The 24,772-nt window shown below is 65.7% G+C and carries 20 protein-coding genes and 2 pseudogenes; 10 read left to right on the plus strand and 12 right to left on the minus strand.

Annotated elements, in window-relative coordinates:
- The first annotated feature begins 59 nt into the window (after positions 1–59).
- Positions 60–953 (plus strand): LysR family transcriptional regulator, encoded by an 894-nt coding sequence (locus PMI20_RS17345; protein WP_007932033.1) that lies wholly within the window; start codon positions 60–62, stop codon positions 951–953.
- A 20-nt stretch (positions 954–973) separates the two neighbouring features.
- Here PMI20_RS17345 and PMI20_RS30830 read toward each other — a convergent pair.
- The 4 genes and pseudogenes from PMI20_RS30830 to PMI20_RS17370 form a co-directional block, all read right to left on the minus strand.
- Positions 974–2,240, minus strand: a pseudogene (locus tag PMI20_RS30830) ((R)-mandelonitrile lyase).
- Positions 2,241–2,293: 53 nt separating this feature from the next.
- On the minus strand, positions 2,294–3,340 hold the full coding sequence (locus PMI20_RS17360) for an alpha/beta hydrolase (RefSeq protein WP_007932039.1): 1,047 nt from the start codon (positions 3,338–3,340) through the stop codon (positions 2,294–2,296).
- A gap of 56 nt (positions 3,341–3,396) precedes the next feature.
- Positions 3,397–4,491 carry an alpha/beta hydrolase gene (locus PMI20_RS17365; RefSeq protein WP_007932040.1) on the minus strand — a complete coding sequence of 365 codons (1,095 nt, stop codon included), beginning with the start codon at positions 4,489–4,491 and terminating at the stop codon, positions 3,397–3,399.
- 105 nt (positions 4,492–4,596) lie between these two features.
- Positions 4,597–4,698: pseudogene (locus PMI20_RS17370) on the minus strand (tautomerase family protein); the annotation flags it as partial.
- A 245-nt stretch (positions 4,699–4,943) separates the two neighbouring features.
- On the opposite strand from PMI20_RS17370, the gene PMI20_RS17375 reads away from it, so the two are divergent.
- Complete coding sequence (locus tag PMI20_RS17375; protein WP_007932041.1) at positions 4,944–5,999, plus strand: Rieske 2Fe-2S domain-containing protein; 1,056 nt, start codon at positions 4,944–4,946, stop codon at positions 5,997–5,999.
- Positions 6,000–6,131: 132 nt separating this feature from the next.
- A complete protein-coding gene (locus PMI20_RS17380; RefSeq protein ID WP_007932042.1) occupies positions 6,132–7,079 on the plus strand; it encodes a PDR/VanB family oxidoreductase in 948 nt (315 codons plus the stop codon).
- 6 nt (positions 7,080–7,085) lie between these two features.
- On the opposite strand, the gene PMI20_RS17385 is transcribed toward PMI20_RS17380, so the two are convergent.
- The 6 genes from PMI20_RS17385 to mdlC form a co-directional block, all read right to left on the minus strand.
- On the minus strand, positions 7,086–7,799 hold the full coding sequence (locus tag PMI20_RS17385) for a GntR family transcriptional regulator (protein WP_007932043.1): 714 nt from the start codon (positions 7,797–7,799) through the stop codon (positions 7,086–7,088).
- Positions 7,800–8,474: 675 nt separating this feature from the next.
- Complete coding sequence (locus tag PMI20_RS17390) at positions 8,475–9,728, minus strand: OprD family porin (protein WP_007931299.1); 1,254 nt, start codon at positions 9,726–9,728, stop codon at positions 8,475–8,477.
- Positions 9,729–9,859: 131 nt separating this feature from the next.
- The gene (locus PMI20_RS17395) at positions 9,860–11,335 is read right to left on the minus strand and encodes an aldehyde dehydrogenase family protein (RefSeq protein ID WP_007931297.1); all 1,476 of its coding nucleotides are present in this window, start codon (positions 11,333–11,335) and stop codon (positions 9,860–9,862) included.
- A 75-nt stretch (positions 11,336–11,410) separates the two neighbouring features.
- Positions 11,411–12,349: a ketopantoate reductase family protein gene (locus PMI20_RS17400; protein WP_007931295.1), complete on the minus strand. Its 939-nt coding sequence runs from the start codon at positions 12,347–12,349 to the stop codon at positions 11,411–11,413.
- 9 nt (positions 12,350–12,358) lie between these two features.
- On the minus strand, positions 12,359–13,792 hold the full coding sequence (locus PMI20_RS17405) for an MFS transporter (RefSeq protein WP_007931286.1): 1,434 nt from the start codon (positions 13,790–13,792) through the stop codon (positions 12,359–12,361).
- A 92-nt stretch (positions 13,793–13,884) separates the two neighbouring features.
- Positions 13,885–15,471, minus strand: coding sequence for a benzoylformate decarboxylase (gene mdlC, locus PMI20_RS17410; RefSeq protein ID WP_007931284.1), 1,587 nt, complete (start codon positions 15,469–15,471; stop codon positions 13,885–13,887).
- A 118-nt stretch (positions 15,472–15,589) separates the two neighbouring features.
- Here mdlC and PMI20_RS17415 point away from each other — a divergent pair, with 118 nt between their 5' ends.
- A complete protein-coding gene (locus PMI20_RS17415; protein ID WP_007931282.1) occupies positions 15,590–16,492 on the plus strand; it encodes a LysR family transcriptional regulator in 903 nt (300 codons plus the stop codon).
- 3 nt (positions 16,493–16,495) lie between these two features.
- On the opposite strand, the gene PMI20_RS17420 is transcribed toward PMI20_RS17415, so the two are convergent.
- Both PMI20_RS17420 and PMI20_RS17425 read right to left on the minus strand, forming a co-directional pair.
- A complete protein-coding gene (locus tag PMI20_RS17420; RefSeq protein WP_007931280.1) occupies positions 16,496–17,827 on the minus strand; it encodes an MFS transporter in 1,332 nt (443 codons plus the stop codon).
- 276 nt (positions 17,828–18,103) lie between these two features.
- A complete protein-coding gene (locus PMI20_RS17425) occupies positions 18,104–18,412 on the minus strand; it encodes a hypothetical protein (protein ID WP_284168385.1) in 309 nt (102 codons plus the stop codon).
- A 42-nt stretch (positions 18,413–18,454) separates the two neighbouring features.
- Between PMI20_RS17425 and PMI20_RS17430 the strand changes: the two genes are divergently transcribed.
- From PMI20_RS17430 to PMI20_RS17455, 6 genes are all read left to right on the plus strand, one after another.
- Positions 18,455–19,393, plus strand: a complete 939-nt coding sequence (locus PMI20_RS17430; RefSeq protein ID WP_037035903.1) for an alpha/beta hydrolase — start codon at positions 18,455–18,457, stop codon at positions 19,391–19,393.
- Between the two features lie 140 nt (positions 19,394–19,533).
- Positions 19,534–19,668 carry a hypothetical protein gene (locus PMI20_RS17435; RefSeq protein ID WP_007931277.1) on the plus strand — a complete coding sequence of 45 codons (135 nt, stop codon included), beginning with the start codon at positions 19,534–19,536 and terminating at the stop codon, positions 19,666–19,668.
- A gap of 190 nt (positions 19,669–19,858) precedes the next feature.
- Positions 19,859–20,176 (plus strand): DUF7693 family protein, encoded by a 318-nt coding sequence (locus tag PMI20_RS17440; protein ID WP_037035901.1) that lies wholly within the window; start codon positions 19,859–19,861, stop codon positions 20,174–20,176.
- A gap of 259 nt (positions 20,177–20,435) precedes the next feature.
- On the plus strand, positions 20,436–21,920 hold the full coding sequence (locus tag PMI20_RS17445) for a tyrosinase family protein (protein WP_007931274.1): 1,485 nt from the start codon (positions 20,436–20,438) through the stop codon (positions 21,918–21,920).
- A gap of 10 nt (positions 21,921–21,930) precedes the next feature.
- Positions 21,931–22,698, plus strand: a complete 768-nt coding sequence (locus PMI20_RS17450) for a copper chaperone (protein WP_007931273.1) — start codon at positions 21,931–21,933, stop codon at positions 22,696–22,698.
- A complete protein-coding gene (locus PMI20_RS17455; protein WP_007931272.1) occupies positions 22,691–24,772 on the plus strand; it encodes a hypothetical protein in 2,082 nt (693 codons plus the stop codon). The genes PMI20_RS17450 and PMI20_RS17455 overlap by 8 nt, the downstream gene beginning before the upstream one ends.

The following is a 24,772-nucleotide window of genomic DNA, read 5'->3' on the forward strand; positions in this document are numbered from 1 at the left end:
TGAACGATTGCCCATATCGGATGGCATAATCCCCCATCGTTCATAACGGGGGCGGATAAATGACCACTGAAAGCTACGACCTGCTCGCGATCTTCGCCGCCGTGGCCCAGGAGCGCAGCTTCACCCGCGCCGCCGCCAGGCTCGGCATGTCGCAGCCGGCCTTGAGCCGGGCCATGCGCCAATTGGAAGAACGCCTGGGCGTCAGGCTGCTGGCGCGCACCACCCGCAGCGTCTCCCCCACCGAAGCCGGCGAACACCTGCTGCGGGTGGTCTCCCCCCGGTTCGAGGAAATCAACGACGAGCTGGCCTTGCTCAGCAAGTTCCGCGATAAGCCGGCGGGCAAACTGCGCATCACCGCTGGCGAGCATTCGGCGATCACGGTCCTGCAACCGGCGCTGGAGAAACTGCTGCCCGAGCATCCCGACCTCAACATCGAGATTATCGTCGACTACGGCCTGACCGATATCGTCGCGGAAGGCTTCGACGCCGGCGTGCGCCTGGGCGAGCAGGTGGCCAAGGACATGATCGCGGTGCGCATCGGCCCCGACATGCGGATGGCCGTGATTGGCTCCCCGGAATACTTCGCCCGCTACCCCAAGCCAAAAGTGCCGAGCGACCTGATGCAGCACAACTGCATCAACCTGCGCATGCCGACCTACGGCGGGATCTTCTCCTGGGAGTTCGAGAAAAAGGGCCAGGCACTGAAGGTGCGGGTCGAGGGCCAGCTGGTGTTCAACAACATCGCCATGCGCCTGGACGCCGCCCTCAAGGGGCTGGGGCTGGCCTACATGCCGGAAGACCTGGTGCTGGCCCATGTCGAGCAAGGTCGCTTGATTCGCGTGCTGGCGGACTGGTGCGAACCCTTCTCCGGCTACCACCTCTACTACCCCAGCCGGCGCCAGAGCTCACCGGCCTTCACCCTGCTGCGCGACGCCCTGCGTTACGCGAACTGATGCCCTGAGCGGGGGCCGCCTCATGGCCGCCCGGCGCTTGCCGCCAGGTGTTTTTCCAACGCCTCGCCGGCCCGCTTGGCGGCATCGGCCTCGCCCTGCTCGGCCAGCACCCGGACCAGTTGCCGCAGTTGCCCGACGCTCAGCCCTACTCTGATGCTGGCGGCCATGTGCGAGCGCAGTTGCGGCTCCGCGCCGGGGGTGGCGGCCAACGCGCCGACCGTGGCCAGCTCACGACTTTGCCAGTCCAGGTTGTCGCGCTCGAAGATGTCGCCGAACAGATGGGCCTGCAGGTACTGGTTGATCACCGGGGCGAAGTCGAACAGCGGCCCCTGGACCGGCGCGCCGGAAATCCGTGTCTGGTTGGCCTTGCCCGCCGCCAGCAGCTCATCGCCCGTGGGAATGCCGGCGCTGGGCTCACGCCCCGGAACGTCCTCGATGCCGCGTTGCTTGCGCGCCTCGAGCACTTTCATCAGCTCGCCAAGGGCATTGAGGCTGCGCGGAAAGCCGGCGTAGGCATAGAGCTGCACCAGGATTTCCCTGGCCTCGCTGACGGTCAGCCCGGCATCCAGCCCCTGGTTCAAGGCGGCATTGAGCCGCGGCATATTGCTGGTGGCCATGGCCGCCGCGATCAACGGGATGGCCTGCTGCTTGTGGGACAGCGTCTCGGAAGCAGTGGGTACGGAGGACATGGCTTGAGGCTCCCTAGGGTTCTGCGCGGCGTGGCTCGTCGTCATCGTCAGGTTCAGGCTCAGCAGCGCGAAGGCCACTGTCATCCCTCCGGGCCTGCACCGCTTAACGGGCGTTGTATTGGTCATCGCTGACTTTCTCCAGCCATTGCACGCTCTTGCCATCCACCGCGCCGGTCACCGCCAGATGGGTCATGGCGCTCGTCGCCGCGGCTCCGTGCCAGTGCTTGACGCCCGGCGGGCAGACGATCACGTCGCCCGGATGGATTTCCTGCACCGGCTTGCCCCACTCCTGCGTCAGGCCCACGCCGGAAACCACCACCAGGCGCTGCCCCGCGGGATGGGTATGCCAGGCCGAGCGCGCGCCCGGCTCGAAGGTCACGTAGGCGCCGGAGGCATTGATCGGGCTGCTGGCGGGAAACAGCGGATCGACGCGTACCCGCCCGGAAAAGTAATCCTCCGGGCCCGCGACCGAAGTCTGGCTACCTGCACGACTGATCTGCTGGGTGGCGAAAGGCTCGCCGGGGTTTTCAGCCTGGCCGGCCGCGTCAGCCAAGGGCGCCGCGGCGCATACCGCGAGCCCCAACAGGGTCTTGTTCATGATGAGAATTCCTCGTTGGTCGAGCCTATTGAAATGACGAGCCGTTGCGGCGATCACAGCGTCCTGGCGTAGAACGCCGTCAGCTTGCTGATGGCCGCGTCCACATACTGGGGCACCCAGTAGGTTTCGATATGGGTGGCGCCGTCGATCTTGAACAGCTCCTTGTCCTGGGTACCGGTGGCCTTGGCGAACGCATCCTCGGTCATGTAGAGGCTGTCGGCCTTGCTGCCGGCGATCATCAGCAAGGGTTGTCGGATCAGTTCGATCTGCTGGGTGGCGTCGAAGCGCATCAGGTCCAGCAGGCTGCTGGTGGTGTATTTGAAGGTCGAGTTGGGGTGCGCGTGGGTTTTCCAGTAGTACTCGTAGCCCTGCCGATACAGCGCGAAGGGCAATTGGGCGATCTGTTCGTCGGTCAGGTTGGCATCCCCCGAATACAGCACTTCGCCGCCGGCCGCTTCCTGGGCACGGGCCGCCGAAGCCTGCTGCAGGCGTTGCTGGATGCTGTCCAGTTGCGAGTCGTTGTAGCCATTGCGGCGAACCCGCCCGGAGTTGAACAGGCTCACCGTCGCAATCGACTTGAAGCGTTTGTCGGTTTGCGCCGCGGCCAACGAATAACCACCGCCGCCGCAGATGCCAAGCAGGCCCAGGCGCGTGTTATCGACGCCGGGATAGCCGGCGATGAAATCCGCCATGCCATGGATGTCCTCGATGCGGTACGCGGGCTTGTCCACGCTGCGCGGCTGGCCGCCACTGGCGCCCTGATACGCCGCATCCGCGGCGATGGTGATGTAGCCCTGGTCGGCCAGGCGCTGGGCATACAGGCCGGCGACCTGCTCCTTGACCCCGCCATTGGGGTGCGCCACCACCACGACCGGGTATTGCTTCGCCGGGTCATAGTTCGCCGGGGTGTAGACGTTGGCGGAGATGTCCAGGCCATTGAGCTTGTAGCTGACCGGATGGATGTTGACCTTGCCCGGCTCGTTCTTGCTGATCGCGCCCTCGTAGACCAGGGTGAACGGATTCTGCTTGTAGTCCGCGGCCTCGGCGGCCGACATCCCGACCATCGCGGCCATGAGCGTGGCCTTCAGCGTTTGCTTCATTTGAATACTCCTGCCCTGCTTTTGAAGAACACGGCAGCCAGCCGCCGTGCCCATAGTCAATCCAGAGACTTTTCTGCAAGAAACCTCGAAACCAGGTCCGCGATCTCGACATTGTTGAGGTCCGAGAACGGAAAGTGGCTGTTGCCCTTGATCCCGATCTCCGGCAAGTGGATCAGCCGGGCGTCACCGCCATGCCGGTTCACCGCGTCGCGCCACAGGCGCGCCATCTCGAGCCGGGCGCGCCAGCTGTCCTGGGCCGGCAAACGCACCGGCTGGGCGGGGATGTTGTCGCCATAGAGGATCAGGATAGGAATGCGCGTCAGCGCCTCGAACTGCGCCTGGCTCACGACCTGCGCGGCGACGGTGTCGAACGCGCTGGGAATCGGCGCCGGCGCCTCGCCCTCGGGAAACACGAAGCTGCTGCCCGGCTCGAACGCGACGATGGCCCGCACGTTGCGGCTCTTGATCGCCGTCAGCCAGCCCGGCCCGCCCCCCTGGGAATGGGTGAACAGAATGGCCGGGCCGGTCTTCTCCAGCAGCGCCGACACGCCATCGGACACCACCTCGATGTCGTAAGGGCCGGTGTTGGGGGTCATCGAACGGAAGAACTGCTCCTGCGCCGCCCGCCCCGGCGGGAACTGGCTGCCCGCGAAGGTCTCGGGCCACAGGCCGATGCGGAACTGGTTGAACCACAACTGCTCGTCCGCCACCGGTTTGATCGTCGCTTCGACCAGGCTGCGCCCCGCATCGCCACGGCGCGGCTGGTCGATCAGGTAGGTGGAAAAACCGCGACGCAGGAAGATGTTCTGGAAACCTTCACGCCCATCGGCCGTGGTCTCCCAGGACTTCGCCGACTGCCCCGCGCCGTGCCACATGACAATCGGCAGCGGGCGCGCGTTAACCGGCTTCTGGTAGAAGGCATACACATGGTCGCCGTGGTAGGTCTGGCCATTGGGATTCATCGGGTTGTAGGGATCGAAGGTGCCCGGCTGAGTGCGCACGCCACCGCCCGCGATCAGGCTGCCCTGATCCTCGATCACCAACGGACCGCGCTCGCTCGCCTCAACAACCGCGCCGCTGCACAGGGCAAAACAGAGGGTGCCCGCCCTGGCGGCGGCGGGCATGTACTTGCGGATCAGGTGCTGGGTCATGAAGGGCTCTCGATTGGAAATCGCAGACCCCCAACTTACCCCTCGGCCATTGATTGATAAATGGCACGGATTGGATAGAACTGATACCAGAAACGCATAGGTAGACTAATTGCCCCGCCCACCGCCAAACGACCATTCCTCTGCATCAGTGGTGGTAATCACCACCATCACATCCTCGGCATCGATGCCTGGCGCCCGGCCCAGCCGCACGCTCGCCAGCTCGGGTCGACGAACGGCGACATCCCGCCTTCATCGCTGGCGTTTTTTCTGTCATTGGGGGGTGTTTAACAACACTTACCAATGGATCCATTAAAAACAAAAGCAACAGCTATCAGTCCGATAATCGCCCATAAATCAACCTTTAACCTGGATCTTATCGTTGACACTCAAACACCACAGCCTCTCTAATGGATCCATTAAATAAAAACAATCACTCCCCAGGAGAGCCCTCCATGTACCCCAAGAACACTTGGTACGTTGCCTGCACCCCCGATGAAATCGCCGACAAGCCCCTGGGCCGACAGATCTGTGGGGAGAAGATGGTGTTTTACCGTGGCCTGGAAGGCCGGGTCGCAGCGCTCGAGGACTTCTGCCCCCATCGCGGCGCGCCGCTGTCGTTGGGGTATGTGGAAAGCGGCAACCTGGTGTGCGGTTATCACGGACTGGTGATGGGCTGCGATGGCAAGACCGTGGCAATGCCCGGACAACGGGTACGTGGTTTCCCGTGCAACAAGACCTTTGCCGTGGTCGAGCGCTACGGCTTTATCTGGGTCTGGCCCGGCGATCAGGCGTTGGCCGATCCGGCGCTGATCCATCACCTGGAATGGGCGGTCAGCGATGAGTGGGCCTACGGTGGCGGGCTGTTCCATATCCAGTGCGACTACCGGCTGATGATCGACAACCTGATGGACCTGACCCACGAAACCTACGTCCACGCCTCCAGCATCGGCCAGAAGGAAATCGACGAGGCGCCGCCGACCACCAGGGTCGAGGGTGATGAGGTGGTCACCGCGCGGCATATGCAAAACATCATGGCCCCGCCGTTCTGGCGCATGGCCCTGCGCGGCAACGGCCTGGCCGACGACGTGCCGGTGGACCGCTGGCAGATCTGCCGCTTCACCCCGCCCAGCCATGTGCTGATCGAAGTCGGCGTGGCCCACGCCGGCCAAGGCGGCTACAACGCGCCGGCGCAGTCCAAGGCATCGAGCATAGTGGTCGACTTCATCACCCCGCAGAGCGACACCTCGATCTGGTACTTCTGGGGCATGGCGCGCAACTTCAACCCACAGGACGAGGCGCTGACCGCGAGCATTCGCGAGGGCCAGGGCAAGATTTTCAGCGAAGACCTGGAGATGCTCGAACGCCAGCAACAGAACCTGCTGGCCCACCCCACGCGCAACCTGCTCAAGCTGAATATCGACGCCGGCGGCGTGCAATCGCGACGGGTCCTGGAGCGCCTGATCGCCCAAGAACGCGCCGGCGAAGCACAACTGATCGCCACGGCCTGAGCACTGCGCGGCGCTACGCCGGCAGTGCACCGGTGCCGCGCCCTGCCCTTTCCCCAGCCTTTTACCCAGCCTTTTACCCAAGAAAAGAAACAGAAGTGACCGCCCCGGGCGGCAGCACTCGGAGGACCGACGATGATCGATGTGGTGGTGGTATCCCGTAACGACGAAGCCCAGGACATCTGCAGCTACGAGCTGGCCAGTGCCGATGAGCGCCCGCTGCCGGGCTTCAGCGCCGGCGCGCATATCGATGTGCACCTGCCCGGCGGCTTGATCCGCCAATACTCCCTGTGCAATCACCCCGAAGAACGCCATCGCTACCTGATCGGCGTGCTCAAGGACCCGGCCTCCCGCGGCGGCTCGCTGGCCATGCACGAGCAGATCCACCCCGGCACGCGGCTGCACATCAGCGAGCCGCGCAACCTGTTTGCGTTGGCCCATGAAGCCCGGCGCAGCCTGCTGTTCGCCGGCGGCATCGGCATCACCCCGATCCTGTGCATGGCCGAGCGCCTGGCCCACAGCGGTGCCGATTTCGAGCTGCATTACTGCGCCCGCTCCAGCGAGCGCGCGGCCTTTGTCCAACGCCTGCGCGATTCATCCTTCGCCGAGCGGGTGTTCCTGCATTTCGACCAGGAACCCGAGACGGCGCTGGACGCGACCAAGGTCCTGGCCGCGCCTCACAACGACGTTCATCTATATGTGTGTGGTCCCGGCGGCTTTATGCAGCACGTGCTGGACACGGCCAAGGCCGCGGGCTGGCGGGAGGACTGCCTGCACCGCGAGTACTTCGCCGCCCCCGTCGATACCCGCGCCGACGGCAGCTTCTCGGTCAAGGTCGCCAGCAGCGGCCAGGTCTTCGAGGTGCCTGCGGACAAGAGCGTGGTGCAGGTCCTGGAAAGCCATGGCATCGACATTGCCATGTCCTGCGAACAAGGGATTTGCGGCACCTGCCTGACCCGGGTACTGGAGGGCGTGCCGGAGCACCGCGACCTGTTCCTCACCGAGGACGAGCAGGCGCGCAACGACCAGTTCACCCCCTGCTGCTCGCGCTCGAAAACGCCGCTGCTGGTGCTGGATATCTGAAGGGAGTCAGGCGGGGCGGAGGATGACCTTCATCCGCTCGTCCGCCGCTGCGCTGCTGAAGATCTCGGCATAACGCAGGGTCGCGTTGGCATGCTCGCGCATGATCGCCTCGGCCCGCGCGCCCTGGCGATTGACCAGGGCGTCGAACACCGAATGGTGCTGCATATGGGCGTAGTTGAAGCGCCGGTATTCGCGGGCCATGTCCTGGCGATCCACCGCCAGCGCGGTCACCGAGGCAAACGGCAGATGATCGTTGCGCGCCAGGGCATCGGCGATCGCCGGGTTGTGGCTGCCTTCGACAATCACCTGGTGAAAACGCATGTTGAGGTCGTGATAGACCTCCAGGTCGTCCTCGGTCACATAACCCTTGGCAAACAATTGGTCGCCCTGGGCCAGGCACAACTCCAGGGCCGCCCGCGCCGCCTCCGACAAGCCGCGCTCGGCGGTCTGGCGCGCCGCCAGCCCTTCGAGCACACCCCGCACCTCGACCGCGCCGGCGATGTCCTCGGCACTCACCGAACGCACCTGGAACCCCCGCCCGCCAAACCGCACCAGCAGGCCTTCCTGCTCCAGGGTACGGAACGCCATGCGCACCGGCATCCGCGACACCCCGAACAACTCCGCGGTCGGAATCTCCATCAGCCGTTCACCGGCCGCCAGCTCGCCCGAGGCGATCATCTTGCGCAACGCGACCAGCACCAATTGACCGGGCTTACTCATCCAGGCAACTTCCAGAAAACGTGGGCGGCCATAGTACCGCAAGCCTTGCGCCGGCGGCATGCGGATAGCGGCGTGCCGACGGTGGCGACCTCACAGGCCTCATCGCGGGCAAGCCTCGCTCCTACGGAAAACACACCTCCCCTGTAGCCGCTGCCGCAGGCTGCGATAAGGCCGCAGGCCTTCAGCGATCTCTAGACCGTGCGCCCCCTTCGGGGTCGATCGCAGCCTCGCAGGCTCGGCAGCGGCTACAGGAAACACACCCACCCCCAGGCCGGCCGGCAGGCCGCCGTCTTGCTCTGCTCTTGCTTTGGCTTTTGATCCGAAAGCCCCGTTAACCACGATGGCCGAACGCAGGCATTGAGCCGTGGGTAACCCGGCAGGGATGCCGGGTTAGCCGCCCCAGGCCATGGATGGCCTGTGGCGGCGGCCCACGGATCAATGCCTTCGTTCGGGCATGCCGAGCCTAGGCGAGGCACCGAGTGGTGGGGCAAAGCGTTTTTGCTTACTTTTTTGGCGTTTGAAAAAAGTGAGTCGCCGTAAGGGCGAAACCCTAAGTGGCCGTTACCGCAGAAACGGATATGTACCCCGTCCAAAACAGACAGCGAAACCACCACCGCCATCGCGAGCAATTCGAGCATCGACCGACCGCTCCCACCCGCGACAACGCCGCAAAACTCAAAACGACAACGGATAACTCACAATCACCCGAGTCTGATCAAAGTCACTGTTGAAACTGCGCCGGTTAGTGGCGTTATTCACCCGCACACTGAGGTTCTTCAGGCTGCCACTCTGAAAGGTATACCCCACCTCCGTATCCCGCTCCCACTCCTTGCCATTGCTCCCGGCCTTGGTCGTCGCATTCTCGCCATGCCCATAGCGCACCATGGCCAACAACCCCGGCACGCCCATAGCGGCGAAGTTATAGTCATAACGCACCTGCCAGGAACGCTCGTCGGCGTTGCTGAAGTTACCGTTGAACATATCGTTGCCCAGGGTCCGGCCGCTGCTGCCGTACACCGACATCCACGGGCTGTCGCCACTGACCTTCTGCAAGCCCAGGTACAGGGTATGGCCAGCGGTGGAGGCCGAGAGCAAGGCATAGGCGGTACGGCTCCGGATCTCGCCGATGCGCGCCTGGCCGTCATCCTTGTCGATGAAGTAACCGAGGTTCGCCCCCAGCACCCAGTCGCCCACCGGCTGCTTGTGCAGCAGGTTGAAGTAGCTCTGCTGGTAGATGTCTTCCAGTTGCGCATGCCAGGCGCCGATCAAGGTGCGCTGCTGGTTGAAGCGGTACTCGGCGCCGGCATAGGTGAAGCCATCCGACGTGACCCCGGGCGCGGCCCAGGCCGAGAGGTCCTGCATGTCCGAGGAGTTGCGCAGGCTCACCGAACGGTACTGCCCGGCCTGCAACCCCAGCCCGGTGATTTCCCGCGAGTCGAGCATCGCCCCACGGAAGGTCTGCGGCAGCAGCCGGCCATCGTCATAACGCAGCAGCGGGATGTCCGGCAGCAACTCGCCGACCTTCAGCTCAGTGGCGGAAATGCGCATTTTCGCCGCCACGCCGGCGCGGCCGTAGTTGTCCGCCGCGCGCCCGTCGTCATGTACCGGCAGCAGCTCCGAACCACTGGTACCGCGCCCGCTGTCGAGCTTGACGCCGAACATGGCAATGCCGTCCAGGCCGAACCCGACGACGCCCGGGGTGTAGCCGGAATTGAACTTGAGGATAAAACCCTGGGCCCATTCCTCGACCTTGCTCTTGGCCGCCCCCGGATCGCGAAAATCCCGATTGAAGTAATAGTTACGCAGCACCAGGTCAGTCTTGGCGTCTTTGAAAAAACCGCTGTCTTCGGCCCAGGCCGGCAGGCCCGTGCCCAGTGCCAATGAAGCCGCGGCCAGCGAGCGCGCGAGGATGCAGTGAGGGGTGTTCATTATTATTGTTCTCCGCTTTGCATAGGCGCAGCCGTTCCCCGACAGGCCACTCCAGGCCCGCCTCTTATCGGCTGCAAAAATGCCCGGTCTCTCTTTTGGGAAAGGCCGGGCGATATCCTCAGCTCAAGGCATCAGAAGGGATAACGACGCGCCGAGTGCTGCACGCTGATCCAGTGATCGCGGGTGAATTCGTCGATCGCCCAGTCGCCGTTGAAGCGCCCGAGCCCCGAGTTCTTTTCCCCACCGAAGGGCGCGTTGGCCTCGTCGTTCACCGGGATGTCGTTGATATGGGTCATGCCCGCGCGAATCCGCCGGGCGAAGTTCACCCCGCGCTCCAGGTTGCGGCTGAACACCGCGCTGGACAGGCCGAATTCGCTGGCGTTGGCCAGCTCCAGGGCGTGGGCCTCGTCCCGGGCGCGCAGCAGCCCCACCAGCGGACCGAAGATTTCATTGCGCGCCAGGTCCATGTCGACTGTGACCTCGCCGTAGACATGGGGCGCCAGCAGGTTGCCCTGGGCCCCGCCCTCGTAGAGCGGCTCGGCGCCTTCGCGGCGGGCCAGCTCGATCTTCTCCCGCAGGCCCTGCAACTGCCGCGCATTGATCACCGGGCCGATCACCGTCTCGATCGATTGCGGATCGCCGACCTTGAGCCCCTTGACCCGCTCGACGAAGCGCGCGGCGAAGGCGTCGTAGAGGCTGTCGTCGACAATGATCCGGTTGACCGCCATGCAGATCTGCCCCTGGTGCAGGAACTTGCCGAACACCGCCGCGCTCACCGCCTGTTCAAGATCGGCGTCGGCCAGGACCGCGAACGGGCTGTTGCCGCCCAGCTCCAGGGCCACGTGCTTGAGGTGCGCGCCACCGCTGGCGATCCGGCCGATACCGCGGCCGACCGGGGTGGAGCCGGTGAAGGTGATCAGCGAGGGCACCGGGTGCTCGACAAAGGCATCGCCGATCTCGCTGCCCGCCCCCACCACTACGCTGAGCACGCCCGCCGGCAGGCCGGCCTCCTCGAAGATCTTCGCCAGCAGCAGGCCGCCACACACCGGCGTATCGCTGGCCGGCTTGACCACCACTGCGTTGCCCAGGGCCAGCGCCGGGGCGATCGAGCGCTGGGTCAGGTGCAGCGGGAAGTTCCACGGGCTGATGACCCCGACCACCCCCAGGGCGCTGCGGTAGACCCGGCTCTCCTTGCCCGGCACATCGGACTCGAGAATGCGGCCGTGGACCCGCGCCGGGAACGACGCCGACTCCAGGGCGATGGCCCGCGCCGCGCCCCACTCCAGCTGCGCCTTGAGCCGGGTGCTGCCGGACTCGCGAATGATCCAGTCGACGATCTCCTCGCGGCGCCGGTCGAACACCGCCACCACCTGATGCAGCACCGCCGCCCGCGCCGACGGCCCGAGCGCCGCCCACTGCGGCTGCACCGCAGCGGCCTTGGCATAGGCGGCATCCAGGTCGGCGCGGTTGGCCTGGGCCACTTCCAGCAACAGCGCGCCGTCGAACGGGTTGCTCACCGCCAGGGTTTTACCGGCTGCGCCGGCGCGCCATTCCCCGGCGATGGGTTGCAGGTGCAGATCGCTGTAGACAGCTGTGGACTCACTCATGACAAAGCTCCTTGAGGACAGGATTCACAGGAAAAATGGGCTCGTGGCTCAGGGTGCCGAACCGGGTTGGCATGGCTATGCATGACTGCCTCCGGTGGCTGCTCGCGCCTCGATCAGGCGCAGCAGCCCCAGCAGGGTTTCGGTGTGCGGCACAGCGATGCCGGCCTGGCGCGCCCTGGCCAGGACCTCGCCATTGATCGCGCCGACTTCCGTGGGCCGGCCGGCCAGCACGTCTTGCAACATGGACGGCTTGTGCGCCCGGTGGTGGGCGATGGCATAGGCCACGCTGTCCAGGCAGCGCCGCGCATCCGTGGCCACCCCCACCGACTGCGCGACGCCGAGCACCTCCAGCACGATGGCCCGGGCCAGCGCCGGGCCTTGCGGCACGGCATCCAGTTGCCCCACGGTGCAGCCGGTGACGGCGCACAGGCTGTTCAAGGCCGCGTTGAACGCCACCTTCTCCCAGATCGAGGTCCAGACCTGCGGGTCCACCGCGCAGTGCAACCCCGCCACCTCCAGCACCGCGGCAACCTGGGTGCTGGCCTGGCGCTCGACGCCCTCCAGCGACAGCAGCCGGACCACGCCCTGGCCATGGGAGCGGACATGGGCCGGCCCGGCCATGTCGGCGGGCCAGGTGGTCATGCCGATCATCACCTGCTGCGGGACGACGTGACGGCACAACGCTTCGGCGTTGCCCAGGCCGTTCTGCAAGGTCAGCACCCGCGTGTGCTCGCCGATATGGCCGGCAATACTGCGCAGCGCGCTGTCGGTGTGCTGGGCCTTGGTGAAGACCAGCAGCAGGTCGGGCTGGCCCGTCACCTGCTCCGGCCGGCAGGCGCTCAGGCCGCCAATGCACCGGTCGCCATCGTCGGTGTCCAGGCGCAAGCCCTGGCGGCGGATCGCCTCCAGGTGCGTGTCGTTGATGTCCAGCAGCGTGACGCTCTGCCCGCTTTCCGCCAGCAGGCCGCCGAACAGCGAGCCCATGGCGCCCGCCCCGAGAATGCTGATGTTCATCGAACCTCCTTATGGCTGTGAGGGTTGATCGGCGAGGCTCTCTTTGTGGGCCCGGGTCAATCCAGGCGCCCGCCGGGGAATATGTCGGCGCACCAGCACCAGGGCGATCAGCGCCAGCACCATCACCGTCCCCAGCAACGTCAGGTAACCATGGGCGCCGCCCTGGGTGATCACCGTGGCGCCGACGAAGGCGCTGAGAATCGCGCCCATGCGCCCGAAAGCCAGGGCCGATGCGGTGCCGGTGGCGCGCACCGCGGTGGGATAGATAAAGGCGCACAGCGCATAGAGGGTGGACTGCACGGCGTTGACGAACAGGCCGTGCACGCCAAAGCCGAAGATCAGCAGGCTGGTGTTCTGGTTGACGTCCACGGCCTGCATGGCGAAGGCACTGGCCGCGCCGCCCGCGCAGCAGATCAGCAGCGGCCAGAACGAGCCCCAGCGCGTCATGGCGACCGCGCAGAGCAGCGCGCCGATCACCCCGCCCAGGTTGTAGGCGGTAAGGCCCGAACCGGCCACCGCCAGCGACAAGCCTTCGGACAAGAGCATGGTCGGCAGCCAGCTGAAGGCGCTGTAGACCGCGGTCAGGCACATGAAGAACGCCACCCAGACCGCCACGGTATCGCGCCCGTAGCCGGGGGCGAACAAGGCACGGAAGCCGCCCTGCTGCTCGCTCTTCTGCTCCAGCGCATCGGTGTAGCGCACGCCCTCGGGCATGGGCCGGCCCATGCGCCCCAGCAGCGCAGTCAACTCGCCCCAACGCTGCGGCCGGCGCGCCAGGAAGCGTGGCGACTCCGGCAGCGTCGCCAGCAGCAACAGGCCCAGGACGATGGGCAGGCTGCCGCCGATAAAGAACAGCGTGCGCCAGCCATACAGCGGCAGTACGTGGGAGGCGAACAACCCCGCCAGCATCCCGCCCAGGGGCACACAGACGATGGTTGCCGTAACCGCCAGGGTACGCCGGCGCGCCGGGGTGAACTCGGCGGTCATGGTGGTGGCGCTGGGCAGCGCGCCACCGATGCCGAGCCCGGCGATAAAGCGCAGCGCCGCCACCGTCAGGGCATCCGGCGCCAGGCCAATGGCGCAGGTCGCAGTGCCGAACAGGATCACGCTGGCGATGACCGCCATGCGCCGGCCGAAACGATCGGCGAACAGCCCGGCGCAGGCACTGCCGATGCCCATGCCGATCAGCCCGGCGGCCACCGCGGGGGCGAAGGCCTCGCGGGTGATCCCCCATTCCTTGATCATCAGCGGTATGGCGAACCCGATGAGCTGGCCGTCGAAACCGTCCATCACGATCGACAGCGCGGCCAGCAACACCACGATCTTCTGCATCCCGGTATAGGGCCCGTCGTCGAGCAAGGTGCCGATATCGGCACTGCCGGAAACCGGGCTCGACCGCAGGGGCCCAGCCTCCATCACTTCACTGACCGAAGTCGTGTTCATAGCCACCTCTTTTTATTGTTGTGGTGTGCGCGCAAGGCGCGCTTGGCATTGCCGGATCTTCTGCCCGGCGCCGGGAGCCCGGACTTTGAGAATCAGGGCTCGATGGTCAGGGTCGGCACCTCGATCAATACCGGACGATTGCCGGCCAGGGCCGCGCTGAAGGCGGCGGCGAACTCGGCGCGGGTCGCGGCATGCACCGAATGCACGCCATAACCCTGGCCGATGGCGCAGAAGTCCAGGCCGGGAACGTCCAGCCCCGGCGCATCGCTGACCTGCAGCACATCGGCGAACCAGCGCAGCGCGCCGTAGGTGCCGTTCTTGAGGATGATGAACACCACCGGGATACCGTACTGGGCAGCGGTCCACAGCGCGGTGATGCCGTAGTTGGCCGAGCCGTCGCCGATGATCGCCACCACCCGCCGCCCGGGCGTCGCCAGTTGCACGCCGACCGCGGCCGGCAAGCCGAAACCCAGGCCGCCGGCGGCGGGAAAGAAATAGCTGCCGGGCTGGCTCATCTCCACCCGCTGCCAGAACGCGCTCACGGTGGAGGTGGACTCCTTGACGTAGATCGCGTCCCGCGGCGCCAGCTGGTTGATCAGGTCGAACACCGTTTCCGGGCGCAGCAGGCCGCCCTCCTCGCGCACCGGCGCCGGCAGCGGCAAGGCGCTCGGCAGCGGCCGTTCGCTCTGTGCCAGCACCTCGACCAGGGCTTCGAGGGTCAGGGCGATATCGCCCACCAGCGCATCGCCCATGGGCGCCCGCGCTGCCTCGCCCGGGTCGCAGGTCAGGTGCACCAGCTCACAGTCCGCCGGCAGGTAATCGCCCGGAGCGTATTGGTGGTAACGGAACACCGGGGCGCCCACCACCAGGATCAAATCGTGCTCGGCCAGGCAGCGGCTGATCCCGGCGATGGCCGCCGGCAGCACACCACGGAAACACGGGTGGCGGGTGGGAAACGGGCAACGCGAAGCGGAAGGCGCGACCCAGGCCGGCATCCGCAGTTTTTCCGCCAGTTGCACCGCCAGGCCGTTGCTGCCGCTGCCGTCGACATCCGGGCCGAGCACCAGCACCGGGCTACGTGCCGCCGCCAGGCGCTCGGCCAGCGCTTGCAGTTGCGCTGCCGAAGGCAGGCCGGCGCTGGCCACCTGGCGCCGCGCCAGATGCTCGACCCCGGCCGGCGCCGCGCAGGCCCAGTCGTCATAGGGAATCGACACGTACACCGGCCCGCGTGGCGCCAGGCTGGCCATATGGATCGCCTGGCTCAGGGTGCGCGGCACGTCCTGGGCCGAGGCCGGCTCATGGCTCCACTTGACCAGGGGCTTGGGCAGCTGCGCCGCATCGACATTGGCCAGCATCGCTTCCACGCCGACCATCGAGCGCACCTGCTGGCCGGCGGTGATCACCAGCGGGCTGTGGGAGTACCAGGCATTGGTCAGCGCGCCCATGCCGTTGCCGGTGCCGGCGGCGGCATGCAGGTTGACGAAGGTCGGCTTGCCGGTGGCCAGGGCGTAACCGTCGGCCATGCCGACCACCGCGCCTTCGTGCAGGCCGAGGATGTAGCGGAAGTCCTCGGGAAACCCCTTGAGAAACGGCAGCTCGTTGGAGCCAGGATTGCCGAAGATAGTGGTCAGGCCTTGCTCGCGAAGAATCTCGTAGGACGCAGAGTGAACGGTTTTCATAAGGACCCTTGTTGTTAGGTTTCGGGTTACTCTTGCAGCCGCTACAAAATTGATCAAATCGATACTATCTCTATCAAAAATAAAACCTATCTATGTTCATAACGGCAGCAGAGGCGGTATGAGCCACATCGATCTGAACCTGATCCGCACCTTCGTCACCCTTTACGAAGCCCGCAGCGTGACCCTGGCGGCCGAGCGTCTGTTCGTCACCCAGCCCTCGGTCAGCTATGGCCTGGCGCGCCTGCGCGAGCTGTTCGACGACGCCCTGTTCAGCCGCACCCGCGACGGCATCCAGCCGACCTTTGTCGCCGAGCAGCTGTACGGCCCCTTGCGCGAATCCCTGACCCGCATCGAAAGCACCGTGCAGAGCTGCCGCCAGTTCGACCCGGCGAGCACCGAGCGGCGCTTTCGCATCGCCCTCTCCGACCTCGGCGAAATCGGCTTCCTGCCGCTGATCCTGGCGCGCCTGAACCAGGACGCGCCGCTGGCCGAAGTCGAGGTCCTGCCGCTGCAGGTGGACCAGGTCGGCGAATGGCTGGCCAGCGGCAAGGTCGATGCCGCGATCTGCCGCCAGCCGGTCCCCGGCGTGCGCAGCCGGGTGCTGATGCACGAGCGTTATGTGTGCCTGCTGAGCACCGGCCATCCGCGCATCGACCAGCAGTTGAGCCTCGAACAGTTCCTCGCCGAACGGCACGTCGCCGTAACCCGCACCACCGGCCACGGCAATGTCGAAGACGTGCTGAAAAACATGCACGTGGAACGGCGCATCAGCCTGCATGTGCCGCACTTCTCGGTGCTGCCGAAAATCATTCCCGGCACCGACCTCTTGGCGGTGCTGCCGGCGCAGATCGCCCGGCTGTTCATCCACGAGGGCGAGCTGAAGATGCTCGAACTGCCGTTCCCGGTGGCCGAGTTCGCCGTGTCCCTGAACTGGCACCCCAACAGCGACAGCTCCGCCGCCCTGCGCTGGTTCTGCGACACCATCGCCGACGCCATCATCAGCGGCCAGAGCCATCACTAGTGGCTAGGCCCCGACCATCGCCGGCTGCGCCTGGGCCCGGGCGGGCTTGAGCAGCAACAGGCAGCCGGCGGCGATCACGAACACGCTGGCAAACACCCCGTACAGATGCAGCGGCTGCCAGCCGCCATCCAGCAGGAAGCCGGCCACGGTCGGGGAGAGAATCGCGCCGATGCGGCCGATGCCGATGCCCCAGCCGACGCCCGTGGCACGCACCGAGGCGTCGTAGACCACCGGCGACAGCGCGTAGAGGCCGGCAACGCAACCGTTGGCAAACAGCCCGATCAGCAGCCCCAGGCCAAGCGCCGCGCCAATCGACGAGGCCGAGCCGACAAACAGCACCAGCAGGCCGGCGGTGATCAGCATGAACAGCGCCAGCACCCGGCCCAGCGGCCAGCGCGAGGCCAGGCCGCCGACCAGCGCCGCGCCGAAGATCCCGCCGACGCTGAGCAGCACCCCGCCGGTGATCCCCTGCTGCGCCGACAGCCCGGCGGCCACCAGCAGTTTCGGGGTCCAGCTCATGACGAAGTAGAAGCCGAACATCACCAGGAAAAACAGCAGCCAGATCAGCAAGGTGGTGCGGCGCATGGCCGGCGCCAGCAACTGGCCGAAACCACTGGGCGCGCCGGCTTGCCTGGGCACCTCTGGCGGCAACTGTTCAAGCTCAGGCTGCTCCAGGCGTCGGGCCAGGCGATTGACCCGCACCAGGGCATTGGCCGGGCGGCGGGCAAGCAGGAAGTCCAGGGATTCGGGCAGCCACAGCAGCACCAGGGGAATCACCAGCCAGGTCACCGCGCCGCCGAACAGGAACACCGAGCGCCAGCCCCAATGGCCCAATAACCACACCGCCAACAGCCCGCCCAGGGTGGCGCCCAGGGCATAACCGGTGGATTGCAGGCTGACCGCCAGGCCGCGCCAGCGCTTGCTCGAATACTCGCTGGCGATCACGTTGCTGCTGGCCAGGATGCCGCCGATACCGAGGCCCGTCAGGCCGCGCAGCAGCGCCAGTTGCAGGGGTGTCTGGCTCAGGGCCGAGAGCAGCATGCCGAGCCCGGACAGCGCCAGGCAGAACAGGATCAATGGGCGCCTGCCAAACCGATCGGCCCAGGGCGCGATAAACAGCGAACCCGCCGCCATGCCGAACAATCCGGCGCTGAGCAACAGGCCGACCTGCGCCCCGTTCAGCCCCCATTCGGCCGACACCGAGGCCGCGGTGAAGGCCATCACCAGCACGTCGAAACCGTCGATCATGTTCAAGACCATGCAGATGCCGATGGCCAGGCATTGGAAGGAACTCATCGGGCCGCTGTCCACGCGGCTCTTCAGGTCGAGCGTCATGAACGCACCTCCACGGCGCCTACCGGCGACGGCGAGAGGGAAAACAGCGGCATGCACACAGACAGACGGCGGACGGAACCCAGGCGGTTCCGCGCCCTTGATAAGCCATTCATGACGAGACCCTTCTTGTAGTTTTTATCGGGGGACGGTCGGGAGGGACCCGCCATCGCCAGGTGGCTAATCAACCATCCAGTGGATCCATTAACAAGAGGTGAAATCCATGGAGTCCATGGAAAATTGGCTGAAATACCTGGAGAAATGCTCAGGTACTTTTATTTAAAAGACGAAAATCAATGACTTAACTAAACAGCCATTGACTGATATTTGCGGGCGATTATCGACCAGACTCAAAAGGCGCAGACTGTTGAGGATCCTGTGGCCGTGAATGGCTACAGGCCCCAGAAATAATGGATCCAATAAATCAAAACCCTGAAGGCAGATGCTCAGCTTTTCATCAATGGACTGACAATCCGCCTCAAGGGCTGTGACCTTATCTTTCAACGCCCTGCCCCGGGTCAGCCGCCACATTTTGTAAAGCATCCCCGGCCACGGATTGGCGAAATGATTATTGCGCCGGTGGGACATCTGCTAAAACGCGGTTTTTATCCGTACGCGGTGCCACAGCCCATGTCCTCCTCATTCTTCTCGCGCTGGCGACCTCGCTGGTGGTCGCTGCTTGGCATGGCTGCCCTGTTGATAGGCCTGCCGGTGGGCTGCCAGGTGCTGGAGCACAAGGAGCGCGAACTGGTGTTTCGCGTCGAGCCGGGCAATGCCAGTTGGTATCGCGGCCTGCCGGCCGGAGTACGCGAACTGCAGTTCAAGGGCGACAGCCTCAAGCCCGAGCAGAACATTCATGCCTGGTGGTGGCCGGCCCAGCGGGCCGATGCGCCGGCCGTCCTTTATCTGCATGGGGTGCGCTGGAACCTCACCGGGCAGCTGTTCCGCATCGAGCAACTGCACGCCCTGGGGTTCTCGGTGCTGGCCATCGACTATCGCGGCTTCGGCCAGAGCCTGGGCGAGCCACCGTCGGAAACCAGCGTCTATGAGGACGCGCGGATCGCCTGGGAGCAATTGCAAAGGCTGCAACCCGACGCCGGCAAACGCCTGATCTACGGCCATTCCCTGGGCGGCGCGGTGGCGGTGGAACTGGCCGCGCAACTGGGGCAACAGGCGGCCAGCGACGGCGCGCCGATTCCAGCCCGCGGCTTGATCGTCGAATCCTCGTTCACCTCCCTGGCCGCTATCGCCGCCGAGCTGGGCAATACCTCGCTGCCGGTGCGCTGGCTGCTGTCGCAGAAGTTCGACTCCCTCGACAAGATCGCCCATATCGGCATGCCGCTGCTGATCGTCCACGGCCTGGACGACCGCTACGTGCCGGCGCGCTTCAGCCAGCAATTGTTCGACGCCGCGCAACAGCCCAAGCAACTGCTGCTGGTTCCCGGAGCCACCCACAACAACAGCATGCGCCTGGCCGGCGAGCGCTACCGCCAGGCCCTGAACATTTTGTTGCATGCCCGGCCGGCGAAGATCGCCACCGCGGAACCGGCCCGCGTGCCGACCAGTTGAACCACGAACCGGCACCGTTGCCGTTACGCCCTCCTGCATCAGCCGGATGAGCTCGTCCTTAGACAACCTGTAACAACTCCGGCTGGCCCAGGCAGCGCTTAAATGAGATGGTCTCCTGTTGATTGTTTTGGAGGCATGTCATGACTACATTTCAATTCATCGCAGGCATGGTCTTTTGTCTGGCGGGACTGGGCGTGAGGGCCTACCTGACCCTGCAGCATCCCGGGGAAGAAAAGGCCTGGCGCTCGTCCAGTGTGCGAAAGTCCGCCAAGTAAGCCTTGCCCCCGCCCCTGAATACCGCTGGTGGCCTCCCGGCCGGCCCCGCCTGGATCAGGTGGAGACCCATGGAAAATGCCCGTATCGCGCGATACGGGCATTTTTTTCAGCCCAGGGCATCAGTCATTCCGCCTGATGCCGGCCGGCAACAATGGCAAAATAGCCGCCGCCCATGCCCGAGACCGTCCCATGCCAGCCACCCCCACCCTCACCGCCCGCGAAATCTGCCAGGTGCTCAGAGAACTGGCCCTCGGCACCCGCACCCTGGGTCCATCGAGCCACCGCGTTTTGCTGGCGGACGATAGCTGGCAAGTGCGGCTCGACATCGAAGGCTGGACCCTGACCCTGGTCAACCATGGCCAGACCCTGAGCCACTGCGAGCAATGCCGCTCGCCGGATGGCCGGGTCGAAACGCTCGACGCCTGGCAGCGCTACGGCACCGACCCGCTCAAACTGCTGAGCATCTGGGAACACCAGCAGTTGCAGCGCCTGCTGCAGGCGTTGTGACCCACCTTCATTACACCCGGGCCAATCCCCCGTCCGTCCGCCCAAGCCCCCGGAACCCGTGTCGTTCATCGGGATAATGGGAATCGGCCATGGCGTTTTTGCCAGGCCTCTATACTCATTTTCGACGAGGCGCGCACCGGCACTGCGGGCCTCATGAGCGCAGTTCCGCCGTGAACATGAAGTCGCCAGCGGCAAAGGATTGCGAGGGGTGTGGCGCCATACGCGTCACCTGGCCTGATGCTGCAAGGAAGGTGCATTCATGAACACGATCCGACAGGATGTGGCAACACTCGGCTCCGGATGGAACAACAAGGTCTTGCTCAACTACGCGCTGGCCATGCGCGAGCTGGACAAACTACCGATCACCAACCGCAACAGCTGGAAGTTCCTCGGCGCCATCCACGGCTTCGATCGGCAGCTGTGGGTCGAGGTGAATGTCCTGGGCGATTCCGACCCGGTGCCCAAGGACCTGACCAACTTTACCTACGGCAGCCAGTGCCAGCACGGCAGCTGGTACTTCCTGTCCTGGCACCGCGGTTACCTGGCGGCCTTCGAGGCGATTGTCGCGGCCAAGGTCAAGGAACTGACGGGCGACGACTGGGCGCTGCCGTACTGGAACTACCTCAATAGCAAAAACCCGGATGCGCGGCGGGCCCCGGAGGCATTCCTGGCGGACACCCTGCCTGACGGCAGTCCCAACCCGCTGAAGAAATACCCTCGCCGGCAGGGCTTTACCACGCTGCGGCCGAACTCCCTCGATGCCTTCAGCCTGGCGGCGATGCAGGAGAACGATTTCCAGGTCGGCAATGACGGCAGCATCGGCTTCGGCGGCGGGGTCACCGGCAATTTCGCCCAGTTCGCCCGCTGGACCGGCGACCTGGAGAACAACCCGCACAACACCGTGCATCGCCTGATCGGCGGGGGCGAAGGCTTCATGGCCGACCCGTACCTCGCCGCCCTGGACCCGATCTTCTGGTTGCACCATTGCAACGTCGACCGGCTCTGGGAGGCCTGGATGAACACCCCGGGCAAAACCATGGTCCGCGATCCGCGCTGGCTCGACGGTCCGGCCGACCGCCGCTTCATCATGCCGACGGTCGGTGGCAGTGACCCTGGCATGAAATTCACCGGCCGCGACACATTGAAGGATGGCAAATTGCACCCGCGCTATGCCGACTTGAGCATCGGCACGGGCGTGAAACCAGGAGTAGAGGCCGTGACACGGGTCAAGATGGGTGCGCCGGAACAACAGAACATCGAACCGATCGGTGCCAACCGTTCGGTGGTCACGGTCGGCGGCGCGCCGGTGCGCACCCAGGTCGACCTCGACCGCCAGGCCACCAGCACCGGCATCGCCGCGATGGGCGCGACGGACCTGGGCCAGCCGGTGACCCGGCTCTACCTGGCGCTGGAATCGGTGCGCGGCTCCGCGCCCTCGCCGCAGCTTGCGGTGTACATCAACCTGCCGAAAGACAGCGATCCGCAGCAGCATCCCGAGTGCCATGCCGGCAGCCTGACGCTGTTCGGGCTGAACGTCGCCTCGCGGCCGGACGGTGGCCATGGCGGCCACGGGCTCGGCTATACGATCGACATCACCGACCTGGCCCAGCGGCTGACCGATGCCGGCGATTTCGATCCCGACTATCTGCGGGTGACCCTGGTCCCAGGCGAGCAGGTATCGGCGGATAAACCGGTGACCGTGGAGCGGATCAGCGTGCTCAAGCGCAGCGGTATCGTCAGCTGAGTAACGCCCCATGCAACCCGGACCGGTCTTGCTCAGCTTCACCCGGGCGCCCTGGCCGTTGCTGTTCGCGACGGCCGGGCTGGGCCTGGCCCTGTGTCTCTACACCGCCGGGCACAGCACCCTGCCCGCCTTCTGCGGTTCCGCGCTGTCCATCGTTGCCAGTTGGCCCACCGTGCTGGAGGCCGAGCTGGCCCTGAACCCGGCGCAGCGCATGCTGGCCGACTGGGCCCTGATGCTGCTGGCGATGATGCCGCCGCTGCTGGCAATGCCACTCATGCATGTCTGGCGCTCCAGCCTGCCGCGCCGGCGCATTCGCGCGGCGCTCGGCTTCCTGCTCGGCTACAGCGCCTTATGGCTGGCCGCCGGACCGCTGCTGATGGTGCTCGCCTTGTTGCTGCAACTGAGTGTCGCCGACGCGGCGCTGGCCACGGCGCTGCTGGTTGCCCTGCTGTGGAGTGCCAGCCCGTGGCAACGCGCGGCGCTCAACCGTGGCCACCGCATGCGCCGGATCAGCCTCTTCGGCTGGGCCGCCGACCGCGATTGCCTGGTCTTCGGCGCAAGCCACGGCGCCTGGTGCATCGCCTCATGCTGGGCCTGGATGCTGGTGCCGCTGCTGGGCGGGGCCTGGCACATTCCACTGATGCTGGTGGCCGGGGCCATCATGCTGGTCGAACGCCTGGCACCGGGCGATCGGCCGCGCTGGCACTGGCCGGTGATGCTCCCCCGACTCGATCTCTGGCTCCTGACTACGCGCAAGGTGGCGCACTCCCATGACTAGACGGACCTGCCTGGCGATCGGCGTGAGCACGCTGACGCCGTTGCCAAACCAGACACTGCGCTTCGCCTACCTGGACGGCGCCGTGCTCGCCGCCCGTTCGATCGGCGACTGGGCGCTGCGCTCGGGCTTCGGCGCCGACAACGTCAGGATCGTCGACGACGGCCCGATAGACGGCCAGGGCAATCCGGTCACCCGCGAACGGGTGCAACAAGCGGTGGATGAGCTGTTTCCCTCGGGCGCCGAAGTGGTCGAGCAATTGATCCTGGCGTTTTGCGGCCACGGCCTGACCGACGCGAATATCGGCTCGATCTCCTGGCTGTTCAGCGATTCGCTGCGCCAGAAGTACCGCGTCCTGGCCGACTCGTTCTACACCGAACTGCTGCTGCACGGCGTGCAGCGCATCACCCTGATTACCGATGCCTGCCGCGAGGCACCGAAGAATCTCGACCTGACGCGACTGGATGCGGTGCGCGGAATCGTCGTGCAAGGCACGCAAGTGGAAAACCCCAGGTTCGATCGCCTGGCCGCCTGCCAGGACGGGCAGCTGGGTTACATGGTGTCCGAACCGATGTCCGGCGCTCCGGGAAAATGCGTGTTCTCCGGGGTGATCGCCGATGCGCTGTGGGGCATCGAGCCGACCGCCATCAGCAATGGCCTGATCACCACCGCGACCCTCGGCATGTGCGTGCGCTCGCGCACCACCGAGCGGGCGAAAGAGTATCGCCTCAAGCTCAACCCGCAATGCCTGGTCGATCCGGAACCGGCCGTGCTCTACAACACCGCCCAGCCGTTGCCGGGCCCCGCCGGGTTGCAGCCCTGGCCGGCCGCGGGCAACGCCGCCACCATGGGCCCGGCCCCGGCGGGCGGCCCGACGGATTCCGCCGAGCACAATCTGGAGCGGGTACACAGCGACGCGGCCTTTCGCGAGCGCATGCTCGGCGCCGATTTCGGGCTCAAGCAGCACGACCTGGCGGTTCCCGCCGACCAGATGATCAGCATTCCCGACTCCAGCAAGGAGCTGCTGCAGGATCTGGTGGTGCTCCGCCAGCAGAGCCCGCGTTTTCCCGAGAAGAAACAGAAGGTCAAGGCGCTGGTCCAGCGCCTGGAAGCGGATGCCGCCGCCGATATGCGCAAGTCTGCGGCCACCGAGGTTCGCCGCCGGATGAAACAGATCGGCGACCCCGGCGAGGCCAACCTGATCGTCTACGGCGAGGGCGCGAAGCTCTTGTCCCGTAACCCGATCGAGCGACTGGACAGCACCTCGCGGTTCGAAACGTTCCGCGCCACCAGCGATCCCCAGGGGATGCCGGTCCTGGTGGCGCTGGCCGATGGCACCTTCACCCCGGTGGTGCCTTATGCGGGTCAGTACGCCGTGGTGATGCCCAGCCCCCTCGGCGATATTTTCCAGGCCTATGGAATGCCCAAGGCCCCCGACAGATACCTGGCGATGCTCGGCGCGATCGACGATTTCGCCGCTGGCCGGCTACAGGCCGAAGACATCGACCAGTTCGCCGCTGGCGTGTGCCATAAAAAGCATGCCGACCCCATGCTGGGTGTGATCTGCGCCTACCTGTACCGCGCCGTGGCCGACTACGACAGCATCCGGCGCCTGGCGTATTTTTATGCCGCCCAGGACCAGCCGGTGCCTTTCGACATTGCCTTGCTCGGGGCCATGCGGGTGACCCAGGAGGCAGACGGCACCCCACGCTTGCAGATACCGGCCGTCAAGGCGCGCGCGCTGCGACCCAAGGCGGCCAAGGCCCCTGATTATGTCCGGCGCGCGACACCCGCGGTGCAGGCCTGGATCGGCGGGCGTTGCCCCTGGCTGGGGCTGGGCTGGGACTATGTCAACGACCCGCGGCCGGAATGGGCCGCACTGGTCGAAGGGCTGGCCGAGCATGCCAGATTGGTGCGGCACAGCGGATCCACGGTGCTGCCGGGCAAGGTGGCGCGCAAGCTGGCAAAAGCCTGGCACCTGCGATCATCGGCCCGGGAAGACCTGACGCGACCCGCGGTAGCCCGCCAGGTACCCGCCAAGGAAACGAACCGACCCTCGCAACGGTCTGAACAGTGA

The sequence above is a fragment of the Pseudomonas sp. GM17 genome, from assembly GCF_000282175.2.
GTDB lineage: Bacteria > Pseudomonadota > Gammaproteobacteria > Pseudomonadales > Pseudomonadaceae > Aquipseudomonas > Aquipseudomonas chlororaphis.